We start from the raw sequence: 26,275 nt of genomic DNA on the forward strand, positions 1-26,275 counted from the left end.
TATATGAAGAGCAGGTATCATTTTCAGGATTAATGCGGAGAAGATAAAAGGAGAACTATAGTGTCTGAAGAAAATAAAGTGATAGATAAAGTGAATACATCAGAAATAGTCGAGCAGCCGGTGGATGCGGAGGAGATTCCGCCAGTGAAGACAGAGGCGATACCACCGGTGAATACGGAACCAACACATCCTTTACAGCCACCGGTAGAACCGGCGCAGAAGCTGGAAGATTATTACAAAGAGACTGTGGAGGATCGTGCAGCTGAGGAAGAGTACGAGCAGGCGGTTAAAGATCCGCAGAACCGGAAGGAAAAGATCGATCAGATCAAGAGTATTTTCCACCGCAGTGGGGAGAAGAAATTTTCCAGAGAAGAAGTGATTCTTTCTAAGATTCGACCGGAGGATATGCTGGAATATCTGACGTTGGAACAGCGCAGACTGGAATGCTTACAGAAAGCAAGACAGAGCCGGAATGAGAAGCTTCTCAAGGTGCTTCAGCTTGCGGCGATACTTGCAGCAATTGTAGCGGTTGTCGCTTTACTGAAGGATAATCCGGTCGTTCTTGTGAACATTCTGTATATGCTTGGTATTGTAGCAGCAATCTGGATCTGGAAGAATCCGGGAAAGAAGTAAATTTACTGTAATGAGGTGATGATATGAAGTTTTTTCATTTATCAGACCTGCATATAGGAAAGCAATTACATCACTATAACCTCCGGGAGGATCAGGAACATATCCTTGCGGAGGTTCTTTCATATGCAGAGTCTATACATCCGGATGCAATTGTTATCGCTGGAGATATCTATGATAAATCCGTGCCATCAGCAGAAGCCGTCAGCTTGTTTGATGAATTTCTGACAGCTTTGGCTAAGATTGAACCGGTGATTCCGGTGCTTATTATATCGGGAAATCATGATTCGGCACAGCGGCTTGATTATGCCAGCCGTTTGCTTGGAAGTCATCAGATTTATATTGCGGGGCAGGCACCGGAGGAAGAAGCAGATCGTCTGAAAAAGATTACTTTGACGGATGAGTTTGGTGAAGTGGATTTTTGGCTGCTTCCGTTTTTGAAGCCGGGATATGTGCGTAAAATCTTTGGCGGAGATGTGCCGGAGAGTTATACGGCAGCTGTACAAGGACTTCTGGAGAGGGAGAAGATTGATTTCTCCAGAAGAAATGTACTGGTTTCCCATCAGTTTTATACAGGAAAAGGAGAGACTCCGGTAACTTGTGATTCAGAAGTATTATCTGTCGGAGGCATTGATAATGTAGATATTTCCGTAGTACAGGAGTTTGACTATGTGGCTCTTGGACATTTACATGGAGCACAGAGAGTCGGACAGGAGAAGATCCGTTACTGCGGAACATTGTTGAAATATTCAGTCAGTGAAGCAAATCAGAAGAAGACACTTCATGTAGTCGAATTGAAAGAAAAGGGGAGCGAGCCGGAGATTCAGAAGCTGCCGTTACATCCGCTTCGTGATGTACGGAAACTGCGTGGAACTCTGGAAGAGATCCTTGAAGCGGAGGACGGAACCGGGAGCGAAGATTATGTCAGTGTAACGCTGACAGATGAGGTTGATCCGTACAAACCGAAGGAACAGCTGGAGAGAAAGTTCCATCATATCCTCGAAGTGCGGATGGATAATGAAAGGACGAGACAGAAGCTGGAATTTTCTGAAGAACAGATACGGATCGGTACTCCGTTTGAAACATTTTGTGATTTCTACAAAGAGATGCAGGGGCAGGAAATGTCTGAACAGGAACAAAAGATCTTAAGAGAGATTCTAAGTGAAATGAAAGGGGAGGACGTATGAGACCGGTGAGATTGACGATGTCCGCATTCGGATCTTATGCGGGCGTCCAGGAGATAGATTTTACAAAGATTCACAGCGGATTATTTCTGATTACCGGAGATACGGGTGCAGGAAAAACAACCATCTTTGATGCAATCATGTATGCGCTGTATGACCGGACGAGTGGCGGACGCAGAGATGGAAATATGATGCGCAGCCAGTATGCATCAGAAGACACAGACACTTATGTTGAATATGTGTTTTCTTATCGGGGACAGGAATATACCGTGCGCCGTAATCCGGAATATCTCCGGGTAGGGAAGAGAAGAAAAGCAGATGGAAGCCTCCGGTATGTGAAAGAGACAGCGAAGGTAAGTCTCCTTCTTCCGGATGGAAGGGAATATCAGGGGAAGAAGCGAGAGACAGACCAGAAGATTCAAGAAATCATTGGTCTTGATGCGGGACAGTTTACACAGATTGCCATGATTGCGCAGGGAGATTTCTTGAAGCTTCTTCATGCAGAATCAAAAGAACGAAAAAAGATCTTCTCACAGATTTTCCAGACACAGATCTACTGGCGGATTCAGGAAGCACTGAAAGAAAAAGGAAAAGATCTGTATATTGCGCTGAAGGAAAGTGAATCAGACATTCGGCGTGAGATGGAGCGTGTGGAATCGGAGGACACAGATCAGCAGGATCTGGCAGACCAGTGGAAAGAACTCTGTGAGTTATCCATGCCGGAAGGGGAAAAGGTTCTGAAGGCTGTGAAAAACTTTCTCGAATATGAAGAAAGTTGTGGAAAAGTCTTAAAGAAAGAATCAGAGGAACTTAAGAAACAGTCAGAAACACTTCGAATGCTGATTCAGAAGAAAGAAGAGAAAAATAAGATATTTGACCGTTTGGAAATGGAAGAGAAGCAGCTGAGTATTCTGAATGCAAAAAAGAAAGAGATGGAAACCTGTCGGGTTCAGGCAGGGCTTGGACACCGGGCAGAGCAGGCGAGACATCTGGAAGTGCAGGCTCTTCGAACAGCGAAATCCGTGCGACAGATACAGGGCGAGATCGAGCAGATCACTGTATGGCAGAAGGAACAGGAAAAGGAACTTTCTGAGGTTAAAGAAAAAGCGGAAGAATTGGAAGAAGTTTTTGCAAAGGAAGAACCGGAAATGCTGAAAAGAATTTCACAGTTATCGGATCTCCTTCCACATTACGCAAATGTGCGTAAGTATTCGAAAGAATATGAAAATCAGACAGGGGCAATGCAGCGTTGTATACAGAATTGTCAGGAAGCATCAGCTCAGTATGAGGAAGCATATGCGAAATTCTTTCAGGAGCAGGCGGGAATCCTGGCAAAGGAATTACAGGAAGGCACGCCGTGTCCGGTCTGCGGATCAGTAGAACATCCGCATCCGGCAAAGATTTCCGGAGAAGCACCGGATAAAGAGACGGTAGAGAAACTGAAGCAAAGACGTGATCTGCTGGAACAAAAAAGAATACAGCAGCAGGAAAAGTTTCAGATATGTAAAGCACAGCTGGAATCAGAACAACGTATTCTCGGAGATAATCCTGTGAAAGAAGAGCAGGTGAAAGAAGAGCTTCAGAAGATGCAGGTTGAACTGGATCGGAAGAAGAATGAAACAAAGCAGGCACAGGAACAGTGCCGTAAGATGACGGAGGAAAGCAGACGTCAGGCAGGAAAACTGGAGGGACTTCGAGGCCAGAAGGCAGAACTTGAGAAGCGTTTTGTAAAAGAGCAGGAAGAGTTCCGAGAGGAGATCAGCCGACAGGAATTTACTTCACAGGAAGAATTCCGTGAGGCGAAACAGTGGATCGAAGGGTGGCGGGAGAAAGACAAAGAAGTGAAAGAACATGACCGCCAGCTGTTAGAGAAAAAGGCAAAGATCGAGACGCTGAAGGAACAGACTGCAGGCGAAAAGCGGGAAGATCCGCAGCAGGAGATAGAAAAGCGAAATGAAGTAGAACATCTGTTGAAAGAAAAACAGGATCATCAGATGCAGCTTCACAGCAGATGGACAGGTAACCAGAATGCGTACAAGAATCTGAAACAATATTTTTCTTCGCAGGAAGCTCTGCGAAAAGAATATGAGGTACTTTCCAACCTGAGCAAGACTGCAAATGGCAATTTGAGCGGCAGTGTGAAACTTGATTTTGAGACGTATGTACAGCGGACTTATTTCCGGCAGATCATTCAGGCGGCAAACCGCAGGCTGGCGCGGATGACATCAAATGAATTTATTTTACAGTGCAGGGAGATTCAGGATCTGAGCAGTCAGGGACAGGCCGGCCTTGATCTGGATGTCTATGATCTGGTGACAGATTCTGTCAGAGATGTGAAGTCTCTTTCAGGAGGAGAATCCTTTATGGCAGCCTTATCAATGGCATTGGGACTTGCAGATATTATCCAGAATACGGCGGGAGCTGTAAGTCTGGAGACGATGTTTGTAGATGAAGGATTCGGATCTCTGGATGATGCATCAAGAGATCGTGCGATTCAGATTCTCAAAGAACTTGCAGGAGAGAAAGGACTGGTTGGAATCATTTCCCATGTAAATGAATTGAAAGAGCAGATTGACTGGAAATTAAATATTACAAAGACGGAGCATGGAAGTCAGGCAAAATGGGAAATCTAAAAGCATAAGGCAATAATAGGGACAGCTACGAAGAAGGACAGAATACAGGCAGGTGCGGAAAATGAAACAAAATGGAATGAGAGAAAGAAAAGGAAGGATTTCAAGATACGGAAGAAGGATGTTGGCAGTTCTGCTCAGCACAGGGATGCTGCTGACAGGGACTCTTCCAGTATCCGGAACAGAAAATACGGAGGAAACAGCACGCCCACATCAGCTTTATTGCACAGTACTTGGAGACAGTATTGCGAAAGGTTACACTTGCGATAAATCCTGGATGGAGAATTATGGAAGTCTGGCAGCAAAGGAAATAGCATATAGCGAAGGGTGCAGATATATTTATCACAATTATGCAAGAACAGGTCTTGATACGGCAGGATTGAACGAAAAGTATTTGTCAAAGCAGGATGTGCAGACGAATCTTGCAAAAGCAGATGTTATTTTTATAACAATTGGTTCGAATGACCTGCTCAACGAATGTAAGCGTGTGGTTCAGGAAATCCTGAAGACAGATACAAAATTTAAAAGTGCGGATGAGGCACTTGCATCTTTGAAAGAGTCTGTAAAGAAGAATCCGCTGCTTGTGCTGAGTGCGATCAACGCGTTGAACAACTGGGATTATAATTCCTTTGAAAAAGAATGGATCCAGATGATGAAGACAGTAAATTCATTGAAAAAGGACGATGCAAAAGTGATCGTGACTACAATTTATAATCCGGCAGGAAATATGAAGCTTCCATCTACGCTGAATAAAATTGTAGAAGACATTATTGAAAATATGAACGCGATCATTGAAAAACGTGCGGGAAAATACGATTATGAAGTTGCGGATGTGTATCAGTCATCTGTGACATCTCATCTGCAGAAAGACGGAGTACATCCGGATTTTCAGGGGCAGCAGATCATTGCAGATCTGGTTTGTAAGGAATACGAAAAGTAAAAAAGAAGCATTCTTTGTGTTGGTTCTTATATGGAACAATGCAGAGAATGCTTTGTTGTATATTAGGAAAGTCCTTTCCTAATATACAACAAACGCTCCGCTCAGGATGCGCACTGCGGCGTACAAGGTAGGTGTCGCAAGCGACCGCCGCAGGCGCAAGAATGTGCCGAGGCACATTCTTTGTTCTTTTTGTAAGAAATAGAACTGTCACATTTATAACACAAAACATTCACAGAATCCTGATACTTTTGAAAGGTCAAAAATCTCGGTTTGTCTGCATAGATATAGACTGGAAGAAATATAGGGAGGTAAGACTTTGATAGAAGTAAAGAATCTTGTGAAGAAGTATGGAAACCATACAGCAGTAGATCATTTGAACTTCACAATAGAGGAAGGGCATGTCTACGGCTTTCTTGGACCGAATGGGGCGGGAAAATCAACAACGATGAATATTATGACAGGATATCTCGGTGCTACCGAAGGAGAAGTACTGATTAATGGACATGATATTCTGAAAGAACCTGAGGAGGCGAAAAAGCAGATTGGTTATCTGCCGGAATTGCCACCGTTATATATGGAGATGACAGTCCGTGAATATCTGGAATTTGTAGCGGAGTTGAAAGGAATCGCTAAGAATAAAAGAGAAGAGTCTATCAATGAAGTAGAGAAGATGGTGAAGATCTGGGAAGTGGAAAACCGTCTGATCAGGAATCTGTCGAAAGGATACCGTCAGAGAGTCGGACTGGCACAGGCAGTGCTTGGATTTCCGGAGATTATTATTCTTGATGAACCAAGTGTCGGACTTGATCCAAAACAGATCATAGAGATCCGTGAACTGATCCGTCAGCTTGCGAAGAAACATACGGTGATCCTGAGTTCTCATATTCTGGCGGAAGTCCGTGAAGTCTGCGATTATATTTTGATTATTTCCAAAGGAAAACTGGTCGCAAGTGACACACCGGAGAACCTGGAACGGAATCTGGGAGATTCTGATCTGATTGAGATCGAGACGAAAGCAAGCCCGGACGAAGTTCGAAGAATTCTTGAGACAGTAGATGGAATTCGAAGTATTTCTACAAAGTATCTGGAAAATGGAATCACATGGGCTCAGATTCAGGAGAAGAAAAATACAGATATACGTGAGAAAGTATTTCAGGCATTTGCACAGAATCATCAGCCACTGCTGAAACTGAATCCGCTGCAGGTAAGTCTTGAAGATGTCTTTATGGAACTGACGCAGAGTGACAGGGCAGCAGAAGAATATGCAGAAAAGGCGAAGAAGAAGGAAACGGAGGACATGAAAGATGCTGGCGATTTATAAAAGAGAAGTACGCTCCTATTTTCAGTCTATGGTGGGATGCGTGTTTGTTGCATTTCTTATTGCATTTACAGGAATCTACTTTATGGCATATAACCTGACAGCCGGATATCCATACTTTTCCTATACGCTTTCAGGTACACTGATCGTATTTATCGTAGGGATTCCGCTGATCACGATGCGCAGTTTTTCAGAAGAGCGTAAAAATAAGACGGATCAGCTGCTTCTGACAGCTCCGGTCAGTCTGTGGAAGGTTGTGCTTGGAAAATATCTTGCAATGGTAACGGTAATTGGAATTCCGAATGTGATCTTCTGTGCGTTCCCATTAATCATTAAGGCACAGGGAACTGCATATCTGAAAGTAGATTACATATCCATCGGGGTATTCTTCCTGTTGGGTTGTGTATATGCGGCAATCGGCATGTTCCTGTCTGCTCTGACGGAAAGTCAGATGATCGCATTTATCAGTACATTTGGTATTCTGCTTATCTTGTATCTTTGGAATGGAATTCTTTCCATGCTTCCAAGCAGTGCAGTCAGCGGATTGGTCGGTGTGCTTATCATTCTGACTCTGATTGTTGTTTATATTTATCAGATGACAGGAAATATAGTGATTGCCGGTGTGATCGAAGCAGTTGGTGTGATCGCCGGTGTGGTCGTGTACTTTGTGAAATCAAGTCTTTATGAAAACCTGCTGACAAAGATGCTTGGAAGACTGGCACTTGCAGATGTATTTACGGATATCACTTCGAACAGTATTGTAGATATAACAGGAATCGCGCTGTATCTTTCACTGATCGTAGTCTTTGTGTTCCTGACAGTACAGGCAATCCAGAAGAGACGTTGGAATTAGGAGGGCATGAAAGTGGATAGAAGAAAGAAAACAACAGGAAAGATCAAAGGGATGTTCCACACCTCCGGTACAAAGCACGGATCTTACAGTGTGGGGCTGACAGTACTTGTAATCGCGATTGTTATTGTGTTTAATCTGGTAATCGGACAGATCCCGGAAGCTTATCGCAATCTGGATATGAGCAGTACAAAGATTTATGAAATTTCAGATACAACAAAGGATCTGCTGGGCGGATTGAATGATAAAGTCGATATGAAAGTTCTTGCGGTAAAGAAAGACACGGATGACAGGATTAAGACATTTATCAGTAAATATGCAGCACTTTCAGATAAGATCAATGTTGAGTGGATCGATCCGGTTCTGCATCCGTCAGCATTGACAGAGTATAATACATCCGAAAATACAATCGTTGTATCTTGTGAAGCAACAGGAAAGACAACAACTATTTCTTTTGACAAGATTCTTGTTATGGATATGTCTTCCTATTATTCAGGAAATGCATCTTATTCAGAATTTGACGGAGATGGCCAGTTGACAAGTGCGGTGAATTATGTGACAAGTAATGTGCAGAAGACAATCTATAAAGTAAGCGGGCATGGAGAGGCGGAACTGTCATCTACAGTTACAGATTTGATGAGTAAAAATAATTACACGCTGACAGAACTGAACCTTCTGATGGCAGATTCCATTCCGGATGATTGTGATCTTCTGCTTATGAATGCACCGACGAATGACCTTTCAGAAAATGAAGTGACACTTCTGACAAATTATCTGGCAGCAGGCGGAAAAGTGATGTGTCTGCTTGGGGATACCTCTCTGACGGATTTCCCAAATCTGGCAAGTGTGCTGAAGGTGTATGGAATTGAAGGTGTAGATGGTTATATTGCGGATCCGACAAGATGTTATCAGAACCAGCCATATTATATCTTCCCACAGCTGAATGTATCCGGTGATCTTGCGAACGGAATCAGTTCTCAGATGGTGCTTTTGACGAATGCACATGGAATGACATTGACAGATCCGACACGAGATACGATAACAACAAGTGCATTTATGGAGACATCGGAAAATGGATACGCAGTAACAGAGTCCGAACAGAAACAGGGAACGTATGAACTTGGAGTTGTCGCAACAGAGACAATTTCTTCGGGAGATGATTCTGAGGAAAGCAGTACAACAGAAGCCCGTCTGACTGTGATCTCCGCAGGAGCCTGATCGACCAGAATATTACAGATGCATTTTCACAACTTGAGAATGCACAGATCTTTATGAATGCAGTAAGTGCAAACTTTGATGGAGTGCAGAATCTTTCTATTGAGGCAAAGAGTCTTGGAACAGAGTATAATACGATACAGCATGCCGGTCTGTTCAGCCTTCTTGTAATCTTTGGAATCCCGGCAGTGATTCTGATTGCCGGATTCAGCGTATGGTTCAGAAGAAGAAAAGCTTAAGGAGGAAGAAATCAGAATGAAGAAAAAGAAAGGACCATTGATTTTAATCTGTGTTCTGGTGTTGCTCCTGATCCTCTATTTTGTCTTAAGCACATGGAATAAGAAGCAGGATTCCAAGGAAGAAGAAACGGTGAAAGTAACAGACCTGAAGACCTCAAAGATTACCGGAGTGAAATATGACTTAGGAACAGGTGAAATGAATTTTGAGAAAGATGAAGATACCTGGTACTATACTGCAGATAAAGATTTTCCATTGCGTCAGAGTTATCCGAAGACAGTAGCTGATGCCATGGGACAGTTGAATGCGGATCGAGAACTTGAGGATGCGGATGCACTGGAAGAATATGGATTAGATCACCCGACTTATACGGTTACACTGACAGATGAAGATGGAACTGTGACAACGATCAAGGTTGGGAATGCGACCGGAAATGATTACTATGCGACAGTGGACGATACGGAAAAGGTTTATACAATTCCGGCGACTTCATTGGATGATATCCAGACAGAACTGGATCAGATCGCTCAGCTGGATACTTATCCAAGTATCGGAAGTGGAAACCTGAAAAAAGAAGTGATCACACAGAATGGTGAGACGATAACCTATGATTCCGAAAATGAGGATCAGGCAGAAGATGTTGCGGCAGTAGCCGGAGGACTTGGTGCAGCAACGCTGTCAGAGGTAGCGGATTATTCTGTAGATGATGCGGATCTTACAGGGTATGGTCTGGATGAGACTTCCAAAATCACAGTAGAAGTTACTTATACAAGCGATGATGAAGATCAGACAATGACGCTTTACATCGGAGGAGAAAATGGAAGTGGGGACAGATATGTCAGGATTAATGATTCCAGGATTGTGTACCTGATCTCAGATGAAATCTGTAATAATATATTGAATCAATAAAGACTGGTAACTGTTCGGAGAAAACGAAGAAAATTCGCTGTATTTCCTCTGGACGGTTACCACATTTTATATTTATTTAATTGACTTTTGAATGAAAACAGCGCAGAATATAGCACATATCATTTTAGTAGGAAACTCAACGGAAGAGTACACGATAAGTTACAGATATCGTGAAAATAATGTGTGTAGACAGAGTTATTGAGAAAGAAGGATTTTGTATGAAAGAAAAATTTTTACGTTTTATGCAGGGAAGGTATGGCGTGGATCAGTTTTCTAAAGCGCTGCTCATTGCAGGATTGGTAGTAGTGCTCCTGTCTTCTTTTTTTACAGGGAAAGGAGTGGGGACGCTATTTTATTTCCTTGGATGGGTATTGATCATTTATTGTTATTTCCGGGTCTTTTCCAGAAATATATCGAAACGGTATGCAGAAAATCAGAAGTATCTTGCGAAGACTTATAAACTCAGAACCTATATTCAGCAGCAGAAGAACAGTTTGGCACAGAGAAAGGTATATCATATCTATAAGTGCCCGGGATGCAAGCAGAAGATCCGTATTCCGAAAGGAAAGGGAAAGATAGAGATTCGCTGTCCGAAGTGCGGAACAACATTTATTAAAAAGAGTTGATGCATTTACCAGAGACGCAACATCTGCTATGATATGCAGGTGGTATTTATAGAATGAGGATGAGAGAAAGAACGAGGGAATAAGAAGGATGTCAGATCCATACAGTATATTAGGTGTAGACAGGAATGCTACGGATGAAGATGTGAAGAAAGCTTATCGAAAGCTGAGCCGACAGTATCATCCAGATGCGAATATCAATAATCCGAAGAAAGATGAGGCTGAGGCGAAGTTTAAGGAAGTGCAGCAGGCTTATCAGCAGATTATGGATGAACGCGAAAAAGAATATAATTCCGGGTATGGTTCAAGTGATGGCTCAGGTTATGGTAGTTACGGTCCGTTTGGAGGATTCGGCGGTTTTGGTTCTTATGGATATGGTTCAGCAGGAAGTACGGGCGGAACTTCCGGGATGAGTGAGGAAGATGCACATCTGAATGCGGCAGCTAATTATATACGAAGCGGACATTATAAAGAAGCTCTTAACGTACTCGCCGGAATCAGCCAGCATAGTGCAAGATGGTATTTCTACAGCGCATCGGCGAATTCCGGATTAGGAAATAACGTGACTGCATTGGAAGATGCGAGAGAAGCAGTTCGTCTGGAACCACAGAATATGCAGTATCAGATGTTGCTTCAACAGCTGGAAGGTGGCGGAAACTGGTATCAGACAAGGCAGACAATGTACGGATATCCGGGAACCTACAATAGTAGCTGGTGTGTGAAACTATGTATTGCCAATCTGATGTGCAATATTTGCTGTAACAGTGGCGGACTGTGCCTGGGAGGCGGTCCGGGCGGCGGAACATTTATGTAAGATGAATAGAAGAGGAGAATCGAGAATGTTAACACAGTTTTCGAGAACAGAACTGCTTTTAGGTAAGGAAGCAATGAACAAGCTGGAAGGCGCCCGCGTTGCCGTGTTTGGTATTGGTGGTGTCGGTGGATATGTATGTGAAGCGCTTGTGAGAAGCGGAGTCGGAAAGCTTGATCTGATTGATAATGATAAAGTATGCATGAGTAATCTGAATCGCCAGATTATTGCGACGAGAAATACAGTTGGCAAATACAAAACAGAAGTAATGAAGAGTCGTATCCTTGAGATTAATCCCGAGACGGAGGTGAATATCCATAATTGTTTCTTTCTGCCGGAAAATGCGGAAGAATTTCCTTTTGAAGAATATGACTATGTAGTAGATGCAGTTGATACGGTAACAGCTAAGATTGCGCTTGTAATGAAATGTAAAGAAATGGATGTGCCGATCATTAGCAGTATGGGTGCAGGAAATAAGCTGGATGCGAGCGCCTTTCGCGTGACAGATATTTATAAGACAAAGGTGTGTCCGCTTGCGAAAGTGATGCGACGTGAATTGAAGAAACGCGGCGTAAAGAAGCTGAAAGTAGTATATTCGGAAGAGGAGCCGATCCGTCCAATGGAAGATACTTCGGATAATTGTAGCACAGAGACGGTTTGTCAGGACGGTGTAGAATATAAAGCTGCAAAACGCAGATCCACTCCGGGCAGCGTGGCATTTGTACCGTCAGTGGCAGGTCTGATCATTGCAGGTGAAGTAATTAAGGACCTTGCGAGATAAGAAAGAACGACAGGGGAAGAGAGATGAGTAAATCAAAGAAAGAATTAAGTTTTGCCGAAGAAGTAGAACAGAGTCTGCGTAAAAAATTCAGAAAGAATATATGGTGCAAATTTACAAAGGCAATCAACGAATATGAACTTGTGAAACCGGGAGACAGAATTGCGGTCTGCATTTCCGGGGGGAAAGATTCTATGCTACTGGCGAAACTTTTTCAGGAACTGAAGCGTCATAATAAATTTGATTTTGAGGTGAAATTCCTTGTGATGGATCCCGGGTACAGTCCGGTCAATCGTCAGGTGATAGAAGAGAATGCGAGACGTCTGGAGATTCCGATAGAGATTTTTGAGTCAGAGATTTTTGAATCAGTTTTTAATATAGAAAAATCCCCATGTTATCTCTGTGCAAGAATGCGTCGTGGATATTTGTACAGTCATGCGCAGAAGATGGGATGTAATAAGATTGCGTTGGGACATCATTATGATGATGTGATCGAGACGATCCTTATGGGAATGCTTTATTCAGCGCAGGTGCAGACAATGATGCCGAAGCTGCATAGTACAAATTTTGAAGGAATGGAACTGATCCGACCGCTATATATGGTTCGCGAAGAAGATATCAAAGCATGGAGAGATTATAATGATCTGTATTTTCTTCAGTGTGCATGTAAGTTTACGGAAGCGTGCGCTACAAGTGAGAATAATGAAGAGAATCTTTCTAAGCGTAAAGAAATCAAAGAATTGATCGCTACATTGAAAAAAGTAAATCCATATGTGGAAGGGAATATTTTCAAGAGTGTCGAAAATGTAAATCTGGATACTGTGGTTGCATATAAGTTAAAAGGGATGAAACATCATTTCCTTGATACTTATGATCTGAAAGAAGAAATTTAGCCGATAGTTCAGATATATAGTTGAAATAGGTATAAAACAATTTAAGAAAGAGGCTTGACTTCCGTTTGTTCCCATGATACAATGTTTGGGCGAATGGAAGTAGGCTTTTTTTTATGCCTAAAAATTGATGGCTCGCAACCATCAGCAACACGTAGGTGAATATATTAAAAGCGAGGTGGAAGTTGTGCGCACAAGAATTACTCTGGAATGTACGGAATGCAAGAACCGTAACTACAACATGACAAAGGATAAGAAGACTCATCCGGAACGCATGGAAACCAAGAAGTACTGCAGATTCTGCAAATCACACACACTGCACAAAGAGACAAAATAATTGTTGTCGAAAGGAAGTGGAATTATGGGTGAGAATACAAAAACTCAGAAGAAGAGCTGGTTCAAAGGACTTAAGACAGAGTTCAGGAAGATCGTTTGGCCAGACAAGAATACACTTGCTAAACAGACCACGGCAGTTGTTGCTGTCTCCGTAGTGCTTGGAGCGCTGATCTCAGTAGTTGATGCGCTTTTGAGATATGGAATTGACTTTTTAGTGAAGTAGTTGATCGCAGCAGAAAGGTGATTTTATGTCAGAGGCAAAATGGTACGTCGTTCATACCTATTCAGGGTATGAGAACAAAGTAAAAGCAAACATTGACAAGACAATTGAGACTCGTCATCTGGAAGACCAGATTTTGGAAGTTCGTGTTCCACTTGAGGAAGTACCTGAGATACGTAATGGAGTGGAAAAGGTCGTACAGAGAAAGATGTTTCCTGGATATGTTATGATCCACATGATCATGAATGATGATACTTGGTATGTTGTAAGAAACACAAGAGGTGTTACAGGATTTGTCGGACCTGGATCCAAGCCGGTACCGCTTGATGAGAGTGAGATGGAGAACCTTGGAATCAAACAGGATGAGGTGATCCTTGATCTTGAGATCGGTGATGTTGTAACTGTACTTAGCGGTGCATGGGAAGGAACAGTTGGAGCTGTTCAGACAATCAACGAACAGAAGAAGAGTCTGACAATCAATGTTGAGCTGTTTGGCCGAGAAACTCCGGTTGAACTTGGTTTTTCAGAAGTGAAGAAAATGGATTAAAATTGCGTGGGAGGGATGAGAATCCCGCCAATACCACAAGGAGGTAATTGAAATGGCAAAAAAAGTAGAAGGATATATCAAATTACAGATTCCTGCTGGAAAGGCAACTCCGGCACCACCGGTTGGTCCTGCACTTGGACAGCACGGTGTAAACATCGTAGAATTTACAAAACAGTTCAATGCTAGAACAGCAGATCAGGGAGATCTTATCATCCCTGTAGTAATCACTGTTTACAATGACAGAAGCTTCAGCTTCATCACAAAGACACCACCGGCAGCAGTTCTTATTAAGAAAGCTTGTAAGATTCAGTCCGGTTCTGGTGTACCGAACAAGACAAAAGTTGCTACAATCACAAAAGCTCAGGTTAGAGAAATCGCTGAAATGAAGATGCCAGACCTGAACGCAGCATCCGTAGAGGCTGCTGAGAGCATGATCGCTGGAACATGCCGTTCCATGGGTGTAGTTGTAGAAGACTAATCCGGATCATATAAAGATTATATTGTAGGATACAATCAGCCGACCTTTTCCGGTGTCCTCGGGGGAGAGAGCGCTGAGAGTTCAATTGTTTAGTAAATTCATAAAGTGGGAGGGGCAAGTTCCCGCCAATACCACAAGGAGGTTATTGTAAAATGAAACGAGGAAAAAAATATATCGAAGCTGCAAAACTGATCGAAAGAGGAAATCTCTATGATCCTGCAGAAGCAGTAGCATTAGTAAAGAAATCAGCAACAGCAAAGTTTGACGAGACAATCGAGGCTCATATCAGAACAGGTTGTGACGGACGTCACGCTGATCAGCAGATCCGTGGTGCTGTAGTTCTTCCACACGGAACAGGTAAGAAGGTTCGCATCCTTGTGTTCGCTAAGGACGCTAAGGCAGAGGAAGCAAAAGCAGCAGGCGCTGACTTTGTTGGAGGAGACGAACTGATCCCGAAGATTCAGAACGAGGGATGGCTTGACTTCGACGTTGTAGTTGCTACACCGGATATGATGGGTGTTGTTGGACGTCTTGGACGTGTACTCGGACCTAAAGGACTTATGCCAAACCCGAAGGCTGGTACAGTAACAATGGACGTTACAAAAGCTATCAACGATATCAAAGCTGGTAAGATTGAGTACAGACTGGACAAGACAAACATTATCCATGTTCCGATCGGAAAAGCATCCTTTACAGAGGAGCAGTTAGCGGACAACTTCCAGACGCTTATCGATGCAATCAACAAGGTTAGACCAGCCGCTGTTAAAGGTCAGTACCTGAAGAGTGTAACTCTTACATCTACAATGGGACCTGGCGTGAAGATTAACCCGGTTAAGCTTGCATAATAAAATGTAAAAGAGACAGTTGCGAGACTGTCATAGAGGAGGATCTGCTTTCGGCGGATCCTCTTTTGAAAAAGAAAAAATAAAAAAGATAAAAATGGGCTTGACATATAGAAAATAACATGGTATTATAGCCTAGCAACTGCCGAAGACAGTAGGTGCTGAAAAGCGTAAGTTATGAACGCCTACCGAGGAAGAATGAATTTTTACATGCGTATGAATTTGTAGAACCTCCACGTCTTTGGACCTGGAGATTTTTTTAGTTTCAGCAGAAGATTCTGCTGAGAACTTTGGCAGTACACGAATAATATAAGGAGGTGTACCGAAAAGTGGCAAAGGTTGAAGTAAAACAGCCAATCGTTGACAAGATTGCAGAAGAGATTAAAGACGCTCAGTCAGTAGTTCTCGTTGACTACCGTGGACTTACAGTTGCTCAGGATACAGAGCTTCGTAAACAGCTTAGAGAAGCTGGTGTGATCTACAAAGTTTACAAGAACACAATGATGAAGAGAGCTTTCGAGGGTACTGAATTTGCAGCCCTTGATGACTGCCTGGAAGGACCAAGCGCTATCGCTATTTCTAAAGATGACGCAACAGCACCGGCAAGAATCCTTTACAAATTTGCACAGGATGCTCCGGCACTTGAACTTAAGGGTGGTGTAGTTGAAGGAACAGCATATGATGTAGCAGGTATTTCTGAACTTGCTAAGATCCCTTCAAGAGACGAACTGCTTTCCAAGTTGCTTGGAAGCTTGCAGTCACCTATTACAAACTTTGCTCGTGTTATCAAACAGATCGCAGAGCAGGGTGGAGAAGCGGCTCCAGCAGAAGCAGCAGAGGAGACAGCAACAGACGCAGAGTAATGTGCGTCAGCTGATCTGGATACAGACAGCATATATGAGCAGATGCTCATCCAATTAATTAAGAATGAAAAGAAAAATGGAGGATATTTAAAATGGCTAAATTGACAACAGCTGAAATGATCGAAGCGATCAAAGAGTTATCAGTATTAGAGTTAAACGAGCTTGTTAAAGCTTGTGAAGAAGAGTTCGGCGTATCTGCAGCAGCAGGCGTTGTAGTTGCAGCAGCAGCTGAGGGTGCAGGAGCAGCAGAGAAAGATGAGTTCGACGTAGAACTTACATCCGCTGGAGCATCTAAAGTAAAAGTTATCAAGGCTGTTCGTGAGATCACAGGTCTTGGACTTAAAGAAGCTAAAGAGCTTGTAGACGGAGCACCGAAGGTAGTTAAAGAGGCAGTTTCCAAAGCAGAGGCTGAGGAAATCAAAACTAAACTTGAGGAGCAGGGAGCAGAGGTTACTCTTAAATAATTTTCCTGAACATAAGTTTATTATGACCGCAGAAGATGATATGCTTCTGCGGTTTTTTTAAAAGAGGCGAAAGAAATGGATGCAGTTGAACTTACAAGAGAGCTGATTAAAATTGAGAGCACAGATCCTGGAAGCTGGGAAACCAGGGTTGGGGAATATATCTGCAACTATTTGAAAGAGAGTGGAGCAGATACAGAGACTTACGAAGTAGAGCCGGGAAGAAAAATTGTAAAAGGCGTCGTGAAAGGTGCGAAAGCGCATCCGGCACTGGTGTTTATCTGTCACATGGATACGGTTGTTAAGGGCGAAGGATGGACAAAGAATGCATTCAGCGCAGAAGTTTCAGATGGGAAAATCTGGGGACGAGGAGCCTGTGATATGAAGTCAGGACTTGCAAGTGCTTTGACAGCATTTGCGGAGGTGGCAAAATTACAGAAAGAGAATGCTGAGGATATAGAAAAACTTCCGGGAACATTAGTCTTTATCGGAACTGTAGACGAGGAAGCAGATATGAAAGGGTCAGAAGCAGTAGTGCAACAAGGATGGATTCAGAAGGAAGACTGGGTTCTTGATATGGAACCGACTTCCGGAATGATTCAGATGGCTCATAAAGGGAGAACCTGGTTTGAACTGAGTGTGGAAGGTATTACTGCACATGCGAGTATGCCGGAGAAGGGCGCAGATGCAATCGCCGGAATCGCATTTATGATCGCAGAGATCCGAAAAGCAATGGGAGAAGTACCGACACATGAAGAACTTGGAAAGTCTACAGTTACATTTGGACAGATTTCCGGGGGATACAGTCCGTATGTAGTATCAGATCACAGCATGGTGACGATAGATATGCGTCTTGTTCCGCCGATGAATACACAAGAGGCAGAAAAGATTGTTCGGAAAGCAATTGAAATTGGGGAAAATGCAGTTCCGGGTGTAAAGGGTTCTTATAAGATTACAGGTGACAGACCACCGGTGGAGACACACATGGAGTCAGGTCTTATGAAAGCCTTATCTGAATCAGTGAAAAAAGTTACTGGAAAAGATCCGGTTGTATCAGCGTTCACGGGTTACACAGACACAGCAGTTGTGGCAGGTCTTTTAGGAAATCTGAATTGTATGTCTTATGGGCCGGGAAATCTTGCACAGGCTCATAAACCGGATGAGTATGTTGAAATTGCGGATATTGAGCGGTGTGTTCAGGTTTATCGTGAACTGATCTGTCTTTATGAAGATATGATATAGAAGTTATTTCTGAAAAAAAGATACTGTTCAAAAGGAAAAAGCTTAGAATAGCGGAAGATATAACATATCTTGAGAAAAAAGTCAAGAAAAATATAAAAAAACACAAGAATCATGTTGACAATAAAAAGAGCTTTGTGATATAGTAGAAAATGCGCTATTGTGGAAAGGTATGCCATATAGTGACAGAGAATACTGTCGCAAGGCTCTTTTCATTTTTATATAACTGGAACTCGTAAAAGGCAGTTTATTGCCTGCAAAAACAATAAATGAGGAGTGAAACGTCAATGGAGAAAAACAGAATTCGTCCCATCAAAACCGGAAAAAGCTTCCGCATGAGCTATTCCAGGCAGCAAGAAGTATTGGAGATGCCTAACCTCATTGAAGTTCAGAAAGATTCCTATCAGTGGTTTCTTGACAAAGGACTGAAAGAGGTATTCGATGATATTTCCCCGATCGCAGATTACAATGGTCATCTGAGTCTGGAATTTGTGGATTTTACACTCTGTGAGGAAGATGCAAAATATACGATTGATGAGTGTAAAGAACGTGATGCAACTTATGCAGCACCTCTGAAAGTCAGAGTAAGGCTTTATAATAAGGAAACTGATGAGATTAACGAGCATGAGATCTTTATGGGAGATCTTCCGCTGATGACAAAGACAGGTACTTTTGTTATCAATGGTGCTGAGCGTGTTATCGTCAGCCAGCTTGTGCGTTCCCCAGGTATTTATTACGGAATCGCACATGATAAGTTCGGTAAGAAGCTTTATTCAGCAACTGTTATCCCGAACCGTGGAGCATGGCTGGAATATGAGACTGACTCCAATGACGTTTTCTATGTACGTGTAGACCGTACAAGAAAAGTGCCGATCACAGTTCTGATCCGTGCACTTGGAGTAGGTACAAATGCAGAGATCATTGAACTCTTTGGTGAAGAGCCAAAACTTCTTGCAAGTTTTGGAAAAGATACTTCTGAGAACTACCAGGAAGGTCTGTTGGAACTCTATAAGAAGATCCGTCCGGGTGAGCCGCTGGCAGTAGACAGTGCAGAAAGCCTGATCACAAGCATGTTCTTTGATCCAAGACGTTATGATCTTGCTAAAGTTGGACGTTATAAGTTTAATAAGAAGCTTCTTCTTAAGAACCGTGTATCAGGACAGATCCTCGCTGAGGATGCTGTAAGTGCAATCACAGGTGAAGTTGTTGCTGAAAAGGGAACAAAGATTACTCGTGAGATCGCTGATATGATCCAGAATGCGGCAGTACCGTACATTTGGGTAGAGGGTGAAGAGACTTCCAGAAATATCAAGGTTCTTTCCAATATGATGGTTGACCTCCAGGCTGTTGTTGATATTGATCCGGCCGAGGTTGGTGTGACAGAGCAGGTATATTATCCGGTTCTTGCAGGAATCATTGAAGAATCTGCAGGTGATGTAGATGAGATGAAGAGACTGATCAAGAGAGATCTTCATGATCTGATTCCGAAGCACATCACAAAGGAAGATATTTTTGCATCTATCAACTACAACATGCATCTTGAGTATGGCATGGGAAATGATGATGATATCGACCATCTGGGTAACAGACGTATCCGTGCGGTTGGAGAACTTCTTCAGAACCAGTACAGAATCGGTCTGTCCAGACTGGAAAGAGTTGTTCGTGAGAGAATGACAACACAGGATCAGGATGGTATTTCACCACAGTCCCTGATCAATATTAAGCCTGTAACAGCAGCAGTGAAGGAATTCTTCGGATCTTCCCAGCTGTCACAGTTCATGGATCAGAACAACCCGCTTGGAGAGCTGACACATAAGAGACGTCTTTCCGCACTTGGTCCTGGAGGTCTGTCAAGAGATCGTGCAGGATTTGAGGTCCGCGACGTTCACTACTCTCACTATGGAAGAATGTGTCCTATCGAGACTCCTGAAGGTCCTAACATCGGTCTGATCAACTCTCTTGCATGTTACGCAAGAATCAACGAGTATGGATTTATCGAAGCACCATATCGTAAAGTTGACAAGACAGATCCGATGAACCCGGTCGTTACAGATGAAGTTGTATATATGACTGCTGATGAAGAGGATAATTACCATGTAGCACAGGCGAATACACCTCTTGATGAAGAAGGTCATTTCATTAATAAGAACGTATCCGGTCGTTACCTTGAGGAAACACAGGACTACGAAAGAAATAAATTTGATTACATGGACGTATCACCTAAGATGGTGTTCTCCGTGGCTACAGCGTTGATTCCGTTCCTTCAGAACGACGATGCTAACCGTGCGCTGATGGGATCTAACATGCAGCGTCAGGCAGTACCGCTTCTTACAACAGAAGCTCCGGTAGTTGGAACAGGTATGGAAGTTAAGACAGCTGTTGACTCCGGTGTGGCTGAAGTTGCAGAGCAGGCTGGTGTAGTTGAAAGCTCTACATCTACAAGCATTACGATCAGACATGATGACGGAACAAAGAAAACATATAAACTGACAAAATTCCAGAGAAGTAACCAGAGCAACTGCTACAACCAGAGACCGATCGTTGATAAAGGTGAACGCGTTGAGGCAGGACAGGTTATCGCTGATGGACCGTCTACATCCGGTGGAGAGATGGCTCTTGGTAAGAACCCATTGATCGGATTCATGACATGGGAAGGTTACAACTACGAGGATGCTGTTCTCTTAAGTGAGAGACTGGTTCAGGATGACGTCTACACATCTGTTCATATTGAAGAATATGAAGCAGAGGCAAGAGATACAAAGCTCGGACCAGAAGAGATCACAAGAGACATCCCAGGTGTTGGTGATGATGCACTGAAAGATCTGGATGAGAGAGGAATCATCCGTATCGGTGCTGAGGTTCGTGCCGGAGATATCCTTGTCGGAAAAGTAACTCCAAAGGGAGAGACAGAGCTGACTGCTGAAGAGAGACTGCTTCGTGCAATCTTCGGTGAGAAAGCACGTGAGGTAAGAGATACATCTCTGAAAGTACCTCATGGAGAATATGGTATCGTAGTAGATGCCAAAGTATTTACAAGAGAAAACGGAGATGAGCTGTCACCTGGAGTAAATCAGGCAGTTCGTATTTACATCGCTCAGAAGAGAAAGATCTCCGTTGGTGATAAGATGGCCGGACGACATGGAAACAAGGGTGTTGTTTCCCGTGTACTTCCAGTAGAAGATATGCCATTCCTTCCGAATGGACGTCCTCTGGATATCGTGCTGAACCCACTGGGTGTGCCTTCCCGTATGAACATCGGACAGGTGCTCGAGATTCATCTGAGTCTTGCAGCAAAAGCACTTGGATTCAACGTATCAACTCCTGTATTCGCAGGTGCGAACGAGAACGATATCATGGATACACTGGATCTGGCAAATGATTATGTAAACCTTGAGTGGGATGAGTTCGAGAAGAAACATGGCGAAGAGCTTCGTCCGGAAGTTCTCCAGTTCCTGTCTGAGAACAGAGATCACAGAGAACTCTGGAAGGGTGTTCCGCTGTCAAGAGACGGTAAGGTTCGTCTTCGTGACGGACGTACAGGAGAGTACTTCGACAGCCCGGTAACAATCGGACACATGCATTATCTGAAACTGCATCATCTGGTAGACGACAAGATCCATGCTCGTTCTACTGGTCCTTACTCTCTCGTAACACAGCAGCCGCTGGGTGGAAAAGCTCAGTTCGGTGGACAGCGTTTCGGAGAGATGGAGGTATGGGCCCTGGAGGCTTATGGTGCATCTTATACACTGCAGGAGATCCTGACAGTGAAGTCTGACGACGTTGTAGGACGTGTGAAGACATATGAGGCAATTATTAAGGGAGAGAATATTCCTGAACCAGGAGTTCCTGAGTCATTTAAGGTTCTTCTTAAAGAGCTCCAGTCACTTGCTCTGGATGTCCGCGTACTGCGTGATGACAATACAGAGGTTAAGATCATGGAGAGCGTTGATTACGGTGAGACAGACCTGCGTCATATCATCGAAGGAGACAGAAAGTATCGTGATGAGAATGAATCTTTCGGAGATCATGGATTCACAGAGAAGGAGTTTGTCGGAGAAGAACTGGAAGATGTTGAACTGGACGAAGAGCCGGACGACAGCGATCTTGAGAACTTAAGTTTGATGATGATTACCTGGGTGAGGAATAATAAGGAGGAGCCGTTTTTATGCCAAATAACAATGAACAACAATATGAACCGTTAACATTTGATGCGATTAAGATCGGCCTGGCTTCACCTGAAAAAATCCTGGAGTGGTCCAGAGGTGAGGTGACAAAGCCGGAGACCATCAACTACAGGACTTTGAAGCCGGAGAAGGACGGACTTTTCTGTGAGAGAATCTTCGGACCAAGCAAAGACTGGGAGTGTCACTGCGGTAAATACAAAAAGATCCGTTATAAGGGTGTTGTATGTGATCGCTGTGGTGTTGAAGTTACAAAGGCCAGTGTTCGTCGTGAGCGTATGGGACACATCGCTCTGGCAGCACCGGTATCCCATATCTGGTACTTCAAAGGAATTCCGAGCCGTATGGGTCTGATCCTTGATATTTCTCCAAGAACACTGGAGAGAGTACTTTACTTTGCTTCTTATATCGTGCTTGATAAGGGAGAGACAGATCTCTCTTACAAGCAGATCCTTTCAGAGGCAGAGTATCAGGAAGCAAAGGAAAAATGGGGAAGACATGCATTCCGTGTAGGATGGGTGCTGAATCCATCAAAGAGCTTCTTGAGTCTATTGACCTTGAGAAAGAATATGCAGAACTTCAGGCAGGACTGGAGAATGCAACAGGACAGAAGCGTGCGAGAATCGTAAAACGTCTGGAAGTTGTAGAAGCATTCCGCGAGTCCGGAAACAGACCGGAGTGGATGATCCTTACAGCTATCCCGGTTATCCCGCCGGATCTGCGTCCTATGGTACAGCTGGATGGAGGACGTTTTGCAACATCTGACCTGAATGATCTGTACAGAAGAATCATTAACAGAAATAACCGTCTGAGAAGACTCCTTGAACTGGGAGCACCAGATATTATCGTAAGAAACGAAAAGCGTATGCTTCAGGAGCTGTTGATGCGCTGATCGATAACGGACGTCGTGGACGTCCGGTAACAGGACCTGGAAACAGAGCACTCAAGTCTCTGTCTGACATGCTGAAAGGTAAGTCCGGACGTTTCCGTCAGAACCTGCTTGGAAAACGTGTTGACTATTCAGGACGTTCTGTTATCGTCGTTGGACCAGAACTGAAGATCTATCAGTGTGGTCTGCCGAAAGAGATGGCAATCGAGCTGTTCAAGCCATTCGTTATGAAAGAGCTTGTAGCGAATGGAACAGCACACAACATCAAAAATGCAAAGAAAATGGTCGAGAGACTTCAGCCAGAGGTATGGGATGTGCTTGAAGAAGTAATCAAAGAGCATCCGGTTATGCTGAACCGTGCCCCTACTCTGCATAGACTTGGTATCCAGGCATTTGAGCCAATCCTTGTAGAAGGTAAGGCAATCAAGCTTCATCCACTGGTATGTACAGCTTACAATGCCGATTTCGATGGAGACCAGATGGCTGTCCATGTACCGCTGTCACAGGAAGCACAGGCAGAGTGCCGTTTCCTTCTTCTTTCACCAAACAACTTGCTGAAACCATCTGATGGTGGTCCGGTAGCCGTTCCTTCACAGGATATGGTACTTGGTATTTACTATCTGACTCAGCTTCGTCCTGGTGCAAAGGGAGAGGGCATGTTCTTTAAGAGCGTGAACGAGGCTATTCTTGCATACGAGAATGGATATATCACACTTCACTCACAGATTAAAGTACGTGTGACAAAGACTCTTGCAAATGGAGCAGAGAAGACAGGAACTATCGACGCAACACTTGGTCGTCTCCTGTTTAACGAGATCATTCCACAGGATCTTGGTTTTGTAGACCGTGAGGTTGAGGGAAATGAACTTAAGATGGAAATTGACTTCCATGTTGGTAAGAAACAGCTGAAGCAGATCCTTGAGAAAGTTATCAACACTCATGGAGCTACACAGACAGCAGAAGTTCTTGATGATGTTAAGGCAATCGGATACAAGTTCTCTACAAGAGCAGCTATGACAGTATCCATTTCCGATATGACTGTACCACCGCAGAAACCGCAGATGATGCAGGAAGCACAGGATACAGTAGACAAGATCACAAAGAATTACAAACGTGGTCTTATCACAGAGGAAGAGCGTTACAAAGAAGTTGTTGAGACATGGAAAGCAACTGATGATAAACTGACAGAGGCACTGCTGACAGGTCTTGATAAATACAATAACATCTTCATGATGGCAGATTCCGGAGCCCGTGGATCTGACAAGCAGATCAAACAGCTTGCAGGTATGCGTGGACTTATGGCTGATACAACAGGTCGTACGATCGAGTTGCCTATCAAGTCAAACTTCCGTGAAGGTCTTGACGTACTGGAATACTTCATGTCTGCCCATGGAGCTCGAAAAGGAATGGCCGATACAGCTCTTCGTACAGCCGATTCCGGTTACCTGACAAGACGTCTTGTAGACGTATCTCAGGAGCTTATCATTCACGATGCAGATTGTGCAAAACCGGGTCAGCCGCTTCCGGGAATGTATGTATCTGCATTCATGGATGGAAATGAAGAGATTGAGAGCCTTCAGGATCGTATCACAGGAAGATTTGCTGCTGAGGATCTTAAAGATAAAGACGGAAACGTCCTTGTAAAAGCAAACCATATGATTACACCTCGTCGTGCAGAGCGCGTGATGAAGAAAGGTGTTGACGAGAACGGAAATCCTCTTGAGCAGGTTAAGATCCGTACAATTCTTACATGTAAATGTAAGAACGGTGTATGCTCCAAATGTTATGGTGCGAACATGGCAACAGGTGAGGCAGTTCAGGTTGGTGAGGCAGTCGGAATCATGGCCGCTCAGTCAATCGGAGAACCAGGTACACAGCTTACTATGCGTACATTCCATAATGGTGGAGTTGCCGGTGACGATATCACACAGGGTCTTCCTCGTGTCGAGGAGCTTTTCGAGGCAAGAAGACCTAAGGGACTTGCCATCATCACAGAGATCGCAGGACGTGCAACACTCAGTGATACAAAGAAGAAACGTGAGGTTATCGTTACAAACGAAGAGACAGGAGAATCCAAATCCTATCTTATTCCTTACGGATCACGTATCAAAGTACAGGACGGCGTTATGCTTGAAGCCGGAGATGAGCTTACAGAAGGTAGCGTAAATCCACATGATATCCTGAAAATCAAAGGACTTCGTGCAACACAGGATTATATGCTCCAGGAAGTACAGCGTGTATACCGTCTCCAGGGTGTTGAGATCAACGATAAGCATATCGAGGTTATCGTTCGTCAGATGCTGAAGAAGATCAGAATCGAAGAGAAGGGAGATACAGAGTTCCTGCCTGGAACAATGGTAGACGTTCTTGACTTCGAAGAAGTAAACGAGCAGCTTGTTGCAGAAGGAAAAGAGCCGGCTACCGGAGAACAGATTATGCTTGGTATCACAAAGGCTTCTCTGGCAACAGAATCCTTCCTGTCAGCCGCTTCCTTCCAGGAGACAACAAAGGTTCTGACAGAAGCAGCTATCAAGGGTAAAGTTGACCATCTGGTTGGTCTGAAAGAGAACGTTATCATCGGTAAACATATTCCTGCCGGAACAGGTATGAAGAAGTACCGTGATGTAAAACTCAACACAGATATTAAGATGGAAGATGAACTGGATCTTGAAGATGATCTGAATCTGGATGAAGATTTTGACATGGACGAAAATGTTGATCTGACAGATGAGTTCGTAGAAGAGAACACAGAAGATGCTGCAGAAACATCCGTAGAAGAACCAGCAACAGAAGAATAAAACATTATCGTAGAAATCATTTTACTGATATACGGACGAAAACAGAAAATATTATTTTAGAAAGTCGATTGTTAGAAGAATGATACAGGAACGCCGACTCAGGGTTACGCATACTGTTCATACTAGGAAAAACAACAGACTGCTAAAAACAAAGAAAGGATTGACAAACTCGCTGTCGCTCAGACAGCTGTCAATCCTTTCTTTAACGCAATCTATTGCTTTTCAAGTATGAGCCAAGCATGCTACACATTCGTCTTCGTCCCTGTACCATCCTTCTAACATGAAACTTCTCGAAGTTCATATTTTCTGTTTTCTGTTTATTGAAAAAGATAGACTTCTACGCTAAATTTTATTAAATACAAACACGTTTGAGATAGGGATATCATTCTATAGAACATCCGGTTCC

21 protein-coding genes, 2 pseudogenes and 1 other annotated feature are annotated in these 26,275 nt (G+C 43.5%); all 23 genes and pseudogenes read left to right on the forward strand.

Annotated elements, in window-relative coordinates; genetic code table 11:
* The first annotated feature begins 60 nt into the window (after nucleotides 1-60).
* Nucleotides 61-633 (forward strand): hypothetical protein, encoded by a 573-nt coding sequence (locus tag DXB52_RS07510; RefSeq protein WP_055147925.1) that lies wholly within the window; start codon nucleotides 61-63, stop codon nucleotides 631-633.
* A 23-nt stretch (nucleotides 634-656) separates the two neighbouring features.
* Nucleotides 657-1,817 carry an exonuclease SbcCD subunit D gene (locus tag DXB52_RS07515; RefSeq protein ID WP_118106870.1) on the forward strand — a complete coding sequence of 387 codons (1,161 nt, stop codon included), beginning with the start codon at nucleotides 657-659 and terminating at the stop codon, nucleotides 1,815-1,817.
* Nucleotides 1,814-4,447 carry an SbcC/MukB-like Walker B domain-containing protein gene (locus DXB52_RS07520; RefSeq protein WP_118106871.1) on the forward strand — a complete coding sequence of 878 codons (2,634 nt, stop codon included), beginning with the start codon at nucleotides 1,814-1,816 and terminating at the stop codon, nucleotides 4,445-4,447. Before DXB52_RS07515 ends, DXB52_RS07520 begins: the two co-directional genes overlap by 4 nt.
* A gap of 76 nt (nucleotides 4,448-4,523) precedes the next feature.
* Nucleotides 4,524-5,384 carry an SGNH/GDSL hydrolase family protein gene (locus DXB52_RS07525; protein WP_472520029.1) on the forward strand — a complete coding sequence of 287 codons (861 nt, stop codon included), beginning with the start codon at nucleotides 4,524-4,526 and terminating at the stop codon, nucleotides 5,382-5,384.
* Between the two features lie 316 nt (nucleotides 5,385-5,700).
* On the forward strand, nucleotides 5,701-6,705 hold the full coding sequence (locus DXB52_RS07530; protein WP_055147913.1) for an ABC transporter ATP-binding protein: 1,005 nt from the start codon (nucleotides 5,701-5,703) through the stop codon (nucleotides 6,703-6,705).
* Nucleotides 6,689-7,555: an ABC transporter permease subunit gene (locus DXB52_RS07535; protein WP_020437221.1), complete on the forward strand. Its 867-nt coding sequence runs from the start codon at nucleotides 6,689-6,691 to the stop codon at nucleotides 7,553-7,555. The genes DXB52_RS07530 and DXB52_RS07535 overlap by 17 nt, the downstream gene beginning before the upstream one ends.
* 12 nt (nucleotides 7,556-7,567) lie before the next feature.
* Nucleotides 7,568-8,770: a Gldg family protein gene (locus DXB52_RS07540; RefSeq protein WP_472520030.1), complete on the forward strand. Its 1,203-nt coding sequence runs from the start codon at nucleotides 7,568-7,570 to the stop codon at nucleotides 8,768-8,770.
* 53 nt (nucleotides 8,771-8,823) lie between these two features.
* Nucleotides 8,824-9,006, forward strand: a complete 183-nt coding sequence (locus DXB52_RS16935) for a hypothetical protein (RefSeq protein WP_472520031.1) — start codon at nucleotides 8,824-8,826, stop codon at nucleotides 9,004-9,006.
* 16 nt (nucleotides 9,007-9,022) lie between these two features.
* Nucleotides 9,023-9,913, forward strand: coding sequence for a DUF4340 domain-containing protein (locus tag DXB52_RS07545; protein ID WP_117569746.1), 891 nt, complete (start codon nucleotides 9,023-9,025; stop codon nucleotides 9,911-9,913).
* A 218-nt stretch (nucleotides 9,914-10,131) separates the two neighbouring features.
* On the forward strand, nucleotides 10,132-10,539 hold the full coding sequence (locus DXB52_RS07550) for a zinc ribbon domain-containing protein (protein WP_117569745.1): 408 nt from the start codon (nucleotides 10,132-10,134) through the stop codon (nucleotides 10,537-10,539).
* Nucleotides 10,540-10,627: 88 nt separating this feature from the next.
* A complete protein-coding gene (locus DXB52_RS07555) occupies nucleotides 10,628-11,350 on the forward strand; it encodes a J domain-containing protein (protein ID WP_117569729.1) in 723 nt (240 codons plus the stop codon).
* Nucleotides 11,351-11,375: 25 nt separating this feature from the next.
* Nucleotides 11,376-12,128, forward strand: coding sequence for a tRNA threonylcarbamoyladenosine dehydratase (locus DXB52_RS07560; protein ID WP_117569728.1), 753 nt, complete (start codon nucleotides 11,376-11,378; stop codon nucleotides 12,126-12,128).
* 50 nt (nucleotides 12,129-12,178) lie between these two features.
* Nucleotides 12,179-13,018: pseudogene (locus DXB52_RS07565) on the forward strand (tRNA 2-thiocytidine biosynthesis TtcA family protein); the annotation flags it as partial.
* Nucleotides 13,019-13,202: 184 nt separating this feature from the next.
* Complete coding sequence (rpmG, locus tag DXB52_RS07570) at nucleotides 13,203-13,352, forward strand: 50S ribosomal protein L33 (RefSeq protein ID WP_054753150.1); 150 nt, start codon at nucleotides 13,203-13,205, stop codon at nucleotides 13,350-13,352.
* Nucleotides 13,353-13,376: 24 nt separating this feature from the next.
* A complete protein-coding gene (secE, locus tag DXB52_RS07575; protein ID WP_117569727.1) occupies nucleotides 13,377-13,574 on the forward strand; it encodes a preprotein translocase subunit SecE in 198 nt (65 codons plus the stop codon).
* 25 nt (nucleotides 13,575-13,599) lie between these two features.
* Complete coding sequence (gene nusG, locus DXB52_RS07580) at nucleotides 13,600-14,118, forward strand: transcription termination/antitermination protein NusG (RefSeq protein ID WP_015528660.1); 519 nt, start codon at nucleotides 13,600-13,602, stop codon at nucleotides 14,116-14,118.
* 52 nt (nucleotides 14,119-14,170) lie between these two features.
* The gene (rplK, locus tag DXB52_RS07585) at nucleotides 14,171-14,596 is read left to right on the forward strand and encodes a 50S ribosomal protein L11 (RefSeq protein WP_117541551.1); all 426 of its coding nucleotides are present in this window, start codon (nucleotides 14,171-14,173) and stop codon (nucleotides 14,594-14,596) included.
* Nucleotides 14,597-14,748: 152 nt separating this feature from the next.
* A complete protein-coding gene (gene rplA / locus DXB52_RS07590) occupies nucleotides 14,749-15,441 on the forward strand; it encodes a 50S ribosomal protein L1 (RefSeq protein WP_117541549.1) in 693 nt (230 codons plus the stop codon).
* Nucleotides 15,442-15,565: 124 nt separating this feature from the next.
* Nucleotides 15,566-15,707, forward strand: a sequence feature (ribosomal protein L10 leader region).
* 60 nt (nucleotides 15,708-15,767) lie between these two features.
* Nucleotides 15,768-16,301, forward strand: a complete 534-nt coding sequence (gene rplJ / locus DXB52_RS07595; protein WP_020437213.1) for a 50S ribosomal protein L10 — start codon at nucleotides 15,768-15,770, stop codon at nucleotides 16,299-16,301.
* Nucleotides 16,302-16,402: 101 nt separating this feature from the next.
* Nucleotides 16,403-16,765: a 50S ribosomal protein L7/L12 gene (gene rplL / locus DXB52_RS07600; protein ID WP_172675356.1), complete on the forward strand. Its 363-nt coding sequence runs from the start codon at nucleotides 16,403-16,405 to the stop codon at nucleotides 16,763-16,765.
* Between the two features lie 75 nt (nucleotides 16,766-16,840).
* Nucleotides 16,841-18,004 carry a M20 family metallopeptidase gene (locus tag DXB52_RS07605; protein WP_117961642.1) on the forward strand — a complete coding sequence of 388 codons (1,164 nt, stop codon included), beginning with the start codon at nucleotides 16,841-16,843 and terminating at the stop codon, nucleotides 18,002-18,004.
* A gap of 284 nt (nucleotides 18,005-18,288) precedes the next feature.
* Entirely contained in the window at nucleotides 18,289-22,203 is a 3,915-nt protein-coding gene (gene rpoB, locus DXB52_RS07610) for a DNA-directed RNA polymerase subunit beta (RefSeq protein WP_318546127.1), read from the forward strand.
* Nucleotides 22,167-25,869 (forward strand): annotated as a pseudogene (gene rpoC, locus DXB52_RS07615) (DNA-directed RNA polymerase subunit beta'). The gene rpoB and the pseudogene rpoC overlap by 37 nt, the downstream one beginning before the upstream one ends.
* Nucleotides 25,870-26,275: the final 406 nt, after the last annotated feature.

The sequence above is a fragment of the Ruminococcus sp. OM04-4AA genome (assembly GCF_003462585.1).
Classification (GTDB): Bacteria; Bacillota; Clostridia; order Lachnospirales; family Lachnospiraceae; genus Mediterraneibacter; species Mediterraneibacter faecis.

What these genes read in the sequence shown, in the direction of transcription:
- DXB52_RS16935 (WP_472520031.1), top strand. Translation starts at nt 8,824, where the DNA reads ATGAATGCAGTAAGTGCAAACTTTGATGGAGTGCAGAATCTTTCTATT.
- rpoB (WP_318546127.1), top strand. Translation starts at nt 18,289, where the DNA reads ATGGAGAAAAACAGAATTCGTCCCATCAAAACCGGAAAAAGCTTCCGC.
- DXB52_RS07560 (WP_117569728.1), top strand. Translation starts at nt 11,376, where the DNA reads ATGTTAACACAGTTTTCGAGAACAGAACTGCTTTTAGGTAAGGAAGCA.
- DXB52_RS07545 (WP_117569746.1), top strand. Translation starts at nt 9,023, where the DNA reads ATGAAGAAAAAGAAAGGACCATTGATTTTAATCTGTGTTCTGGTGTTG.
- rplK (WP_117541551.1), top strand. Translation starts at nt 14,171, where the DNA reads ATGGCAAAAAAAGTAGAAGGATATATCAAATTACAGATTCCTGCTGGA.
- DXB52_RS07515 (WP_118106870.1), top strand. Translation starts at nt 657, where the DNA reads ATGAAGTTTTTTCATTTATCAGACCTGCATATAGGAAAGCAATTACAT.
- DXB52_RS07605 (WP_117961642.1), top strand. Translation starts at nt 16,841, where the DNA reads ATGGATGCAGTTGAACTTACAAGAGAGCTGATTAAAATTGAGAGCACA.
- DXB52_RS07525 (WP_472520029.1), top strand. Translation starts at nt 4,524, where the DNA reads ATGAGAGAAAGAAAAGGAAGGATTTCAAGATACGGAAGAAGGATGTTG.
- DXB52_RS07555 (WP_117569729.1), top strand. Translation starts at nt 10,628, where the DNA reads ATGTCAGATCCATACAGTATATTAGGTGTAGACAGGAATGCTACGGAT.
- nusG (WP_015528660.1), top strand. Translation starts at nt 13,600, where the DNA reads ATGTCAGAGGCAAAATGGTACGTCGTTCATACCTATTCAGGGTATGAG.
- rplA (WP_117541549.1), top strand. Translation starts at nt 14,749, where the DNA reads ATGAAACGAGGAAAAAAATATATCGAAGCTGCAAAACTGATCGAAAGA.
- DXB52_RS07520 (WP_118106871.1), top strand. Translation starts at nt 1,814, where the DNA reads ATGAGACCGGTGAGATTGACGATGTCCGCATTCGGATCTTATGCGGGC.
- secE (WP_117569727.1), top strand. Translation starts at nt 13,377, where the DNA reads ATGGGTGAGAATACAAAAACTCAGAAGAAGAGCTGGTTCAAAGGACTT.
- DXB52_RS07535 (WP_020437221.1), top strand. Translation starts at nt 6,689, where the DNA reads ATGCTGGCGATTTATAAAAGAGAAGTACGCTCCTATTTTCAGTCTATG.
- DXB52_RS07550 (WP_117569745.1), top strand. Translation starts at nt 10,132, where the DNA reads ATGAAAGAAAAATTTTTACGTTTTATGCAGGGAAGGTATGGCGTGGAT.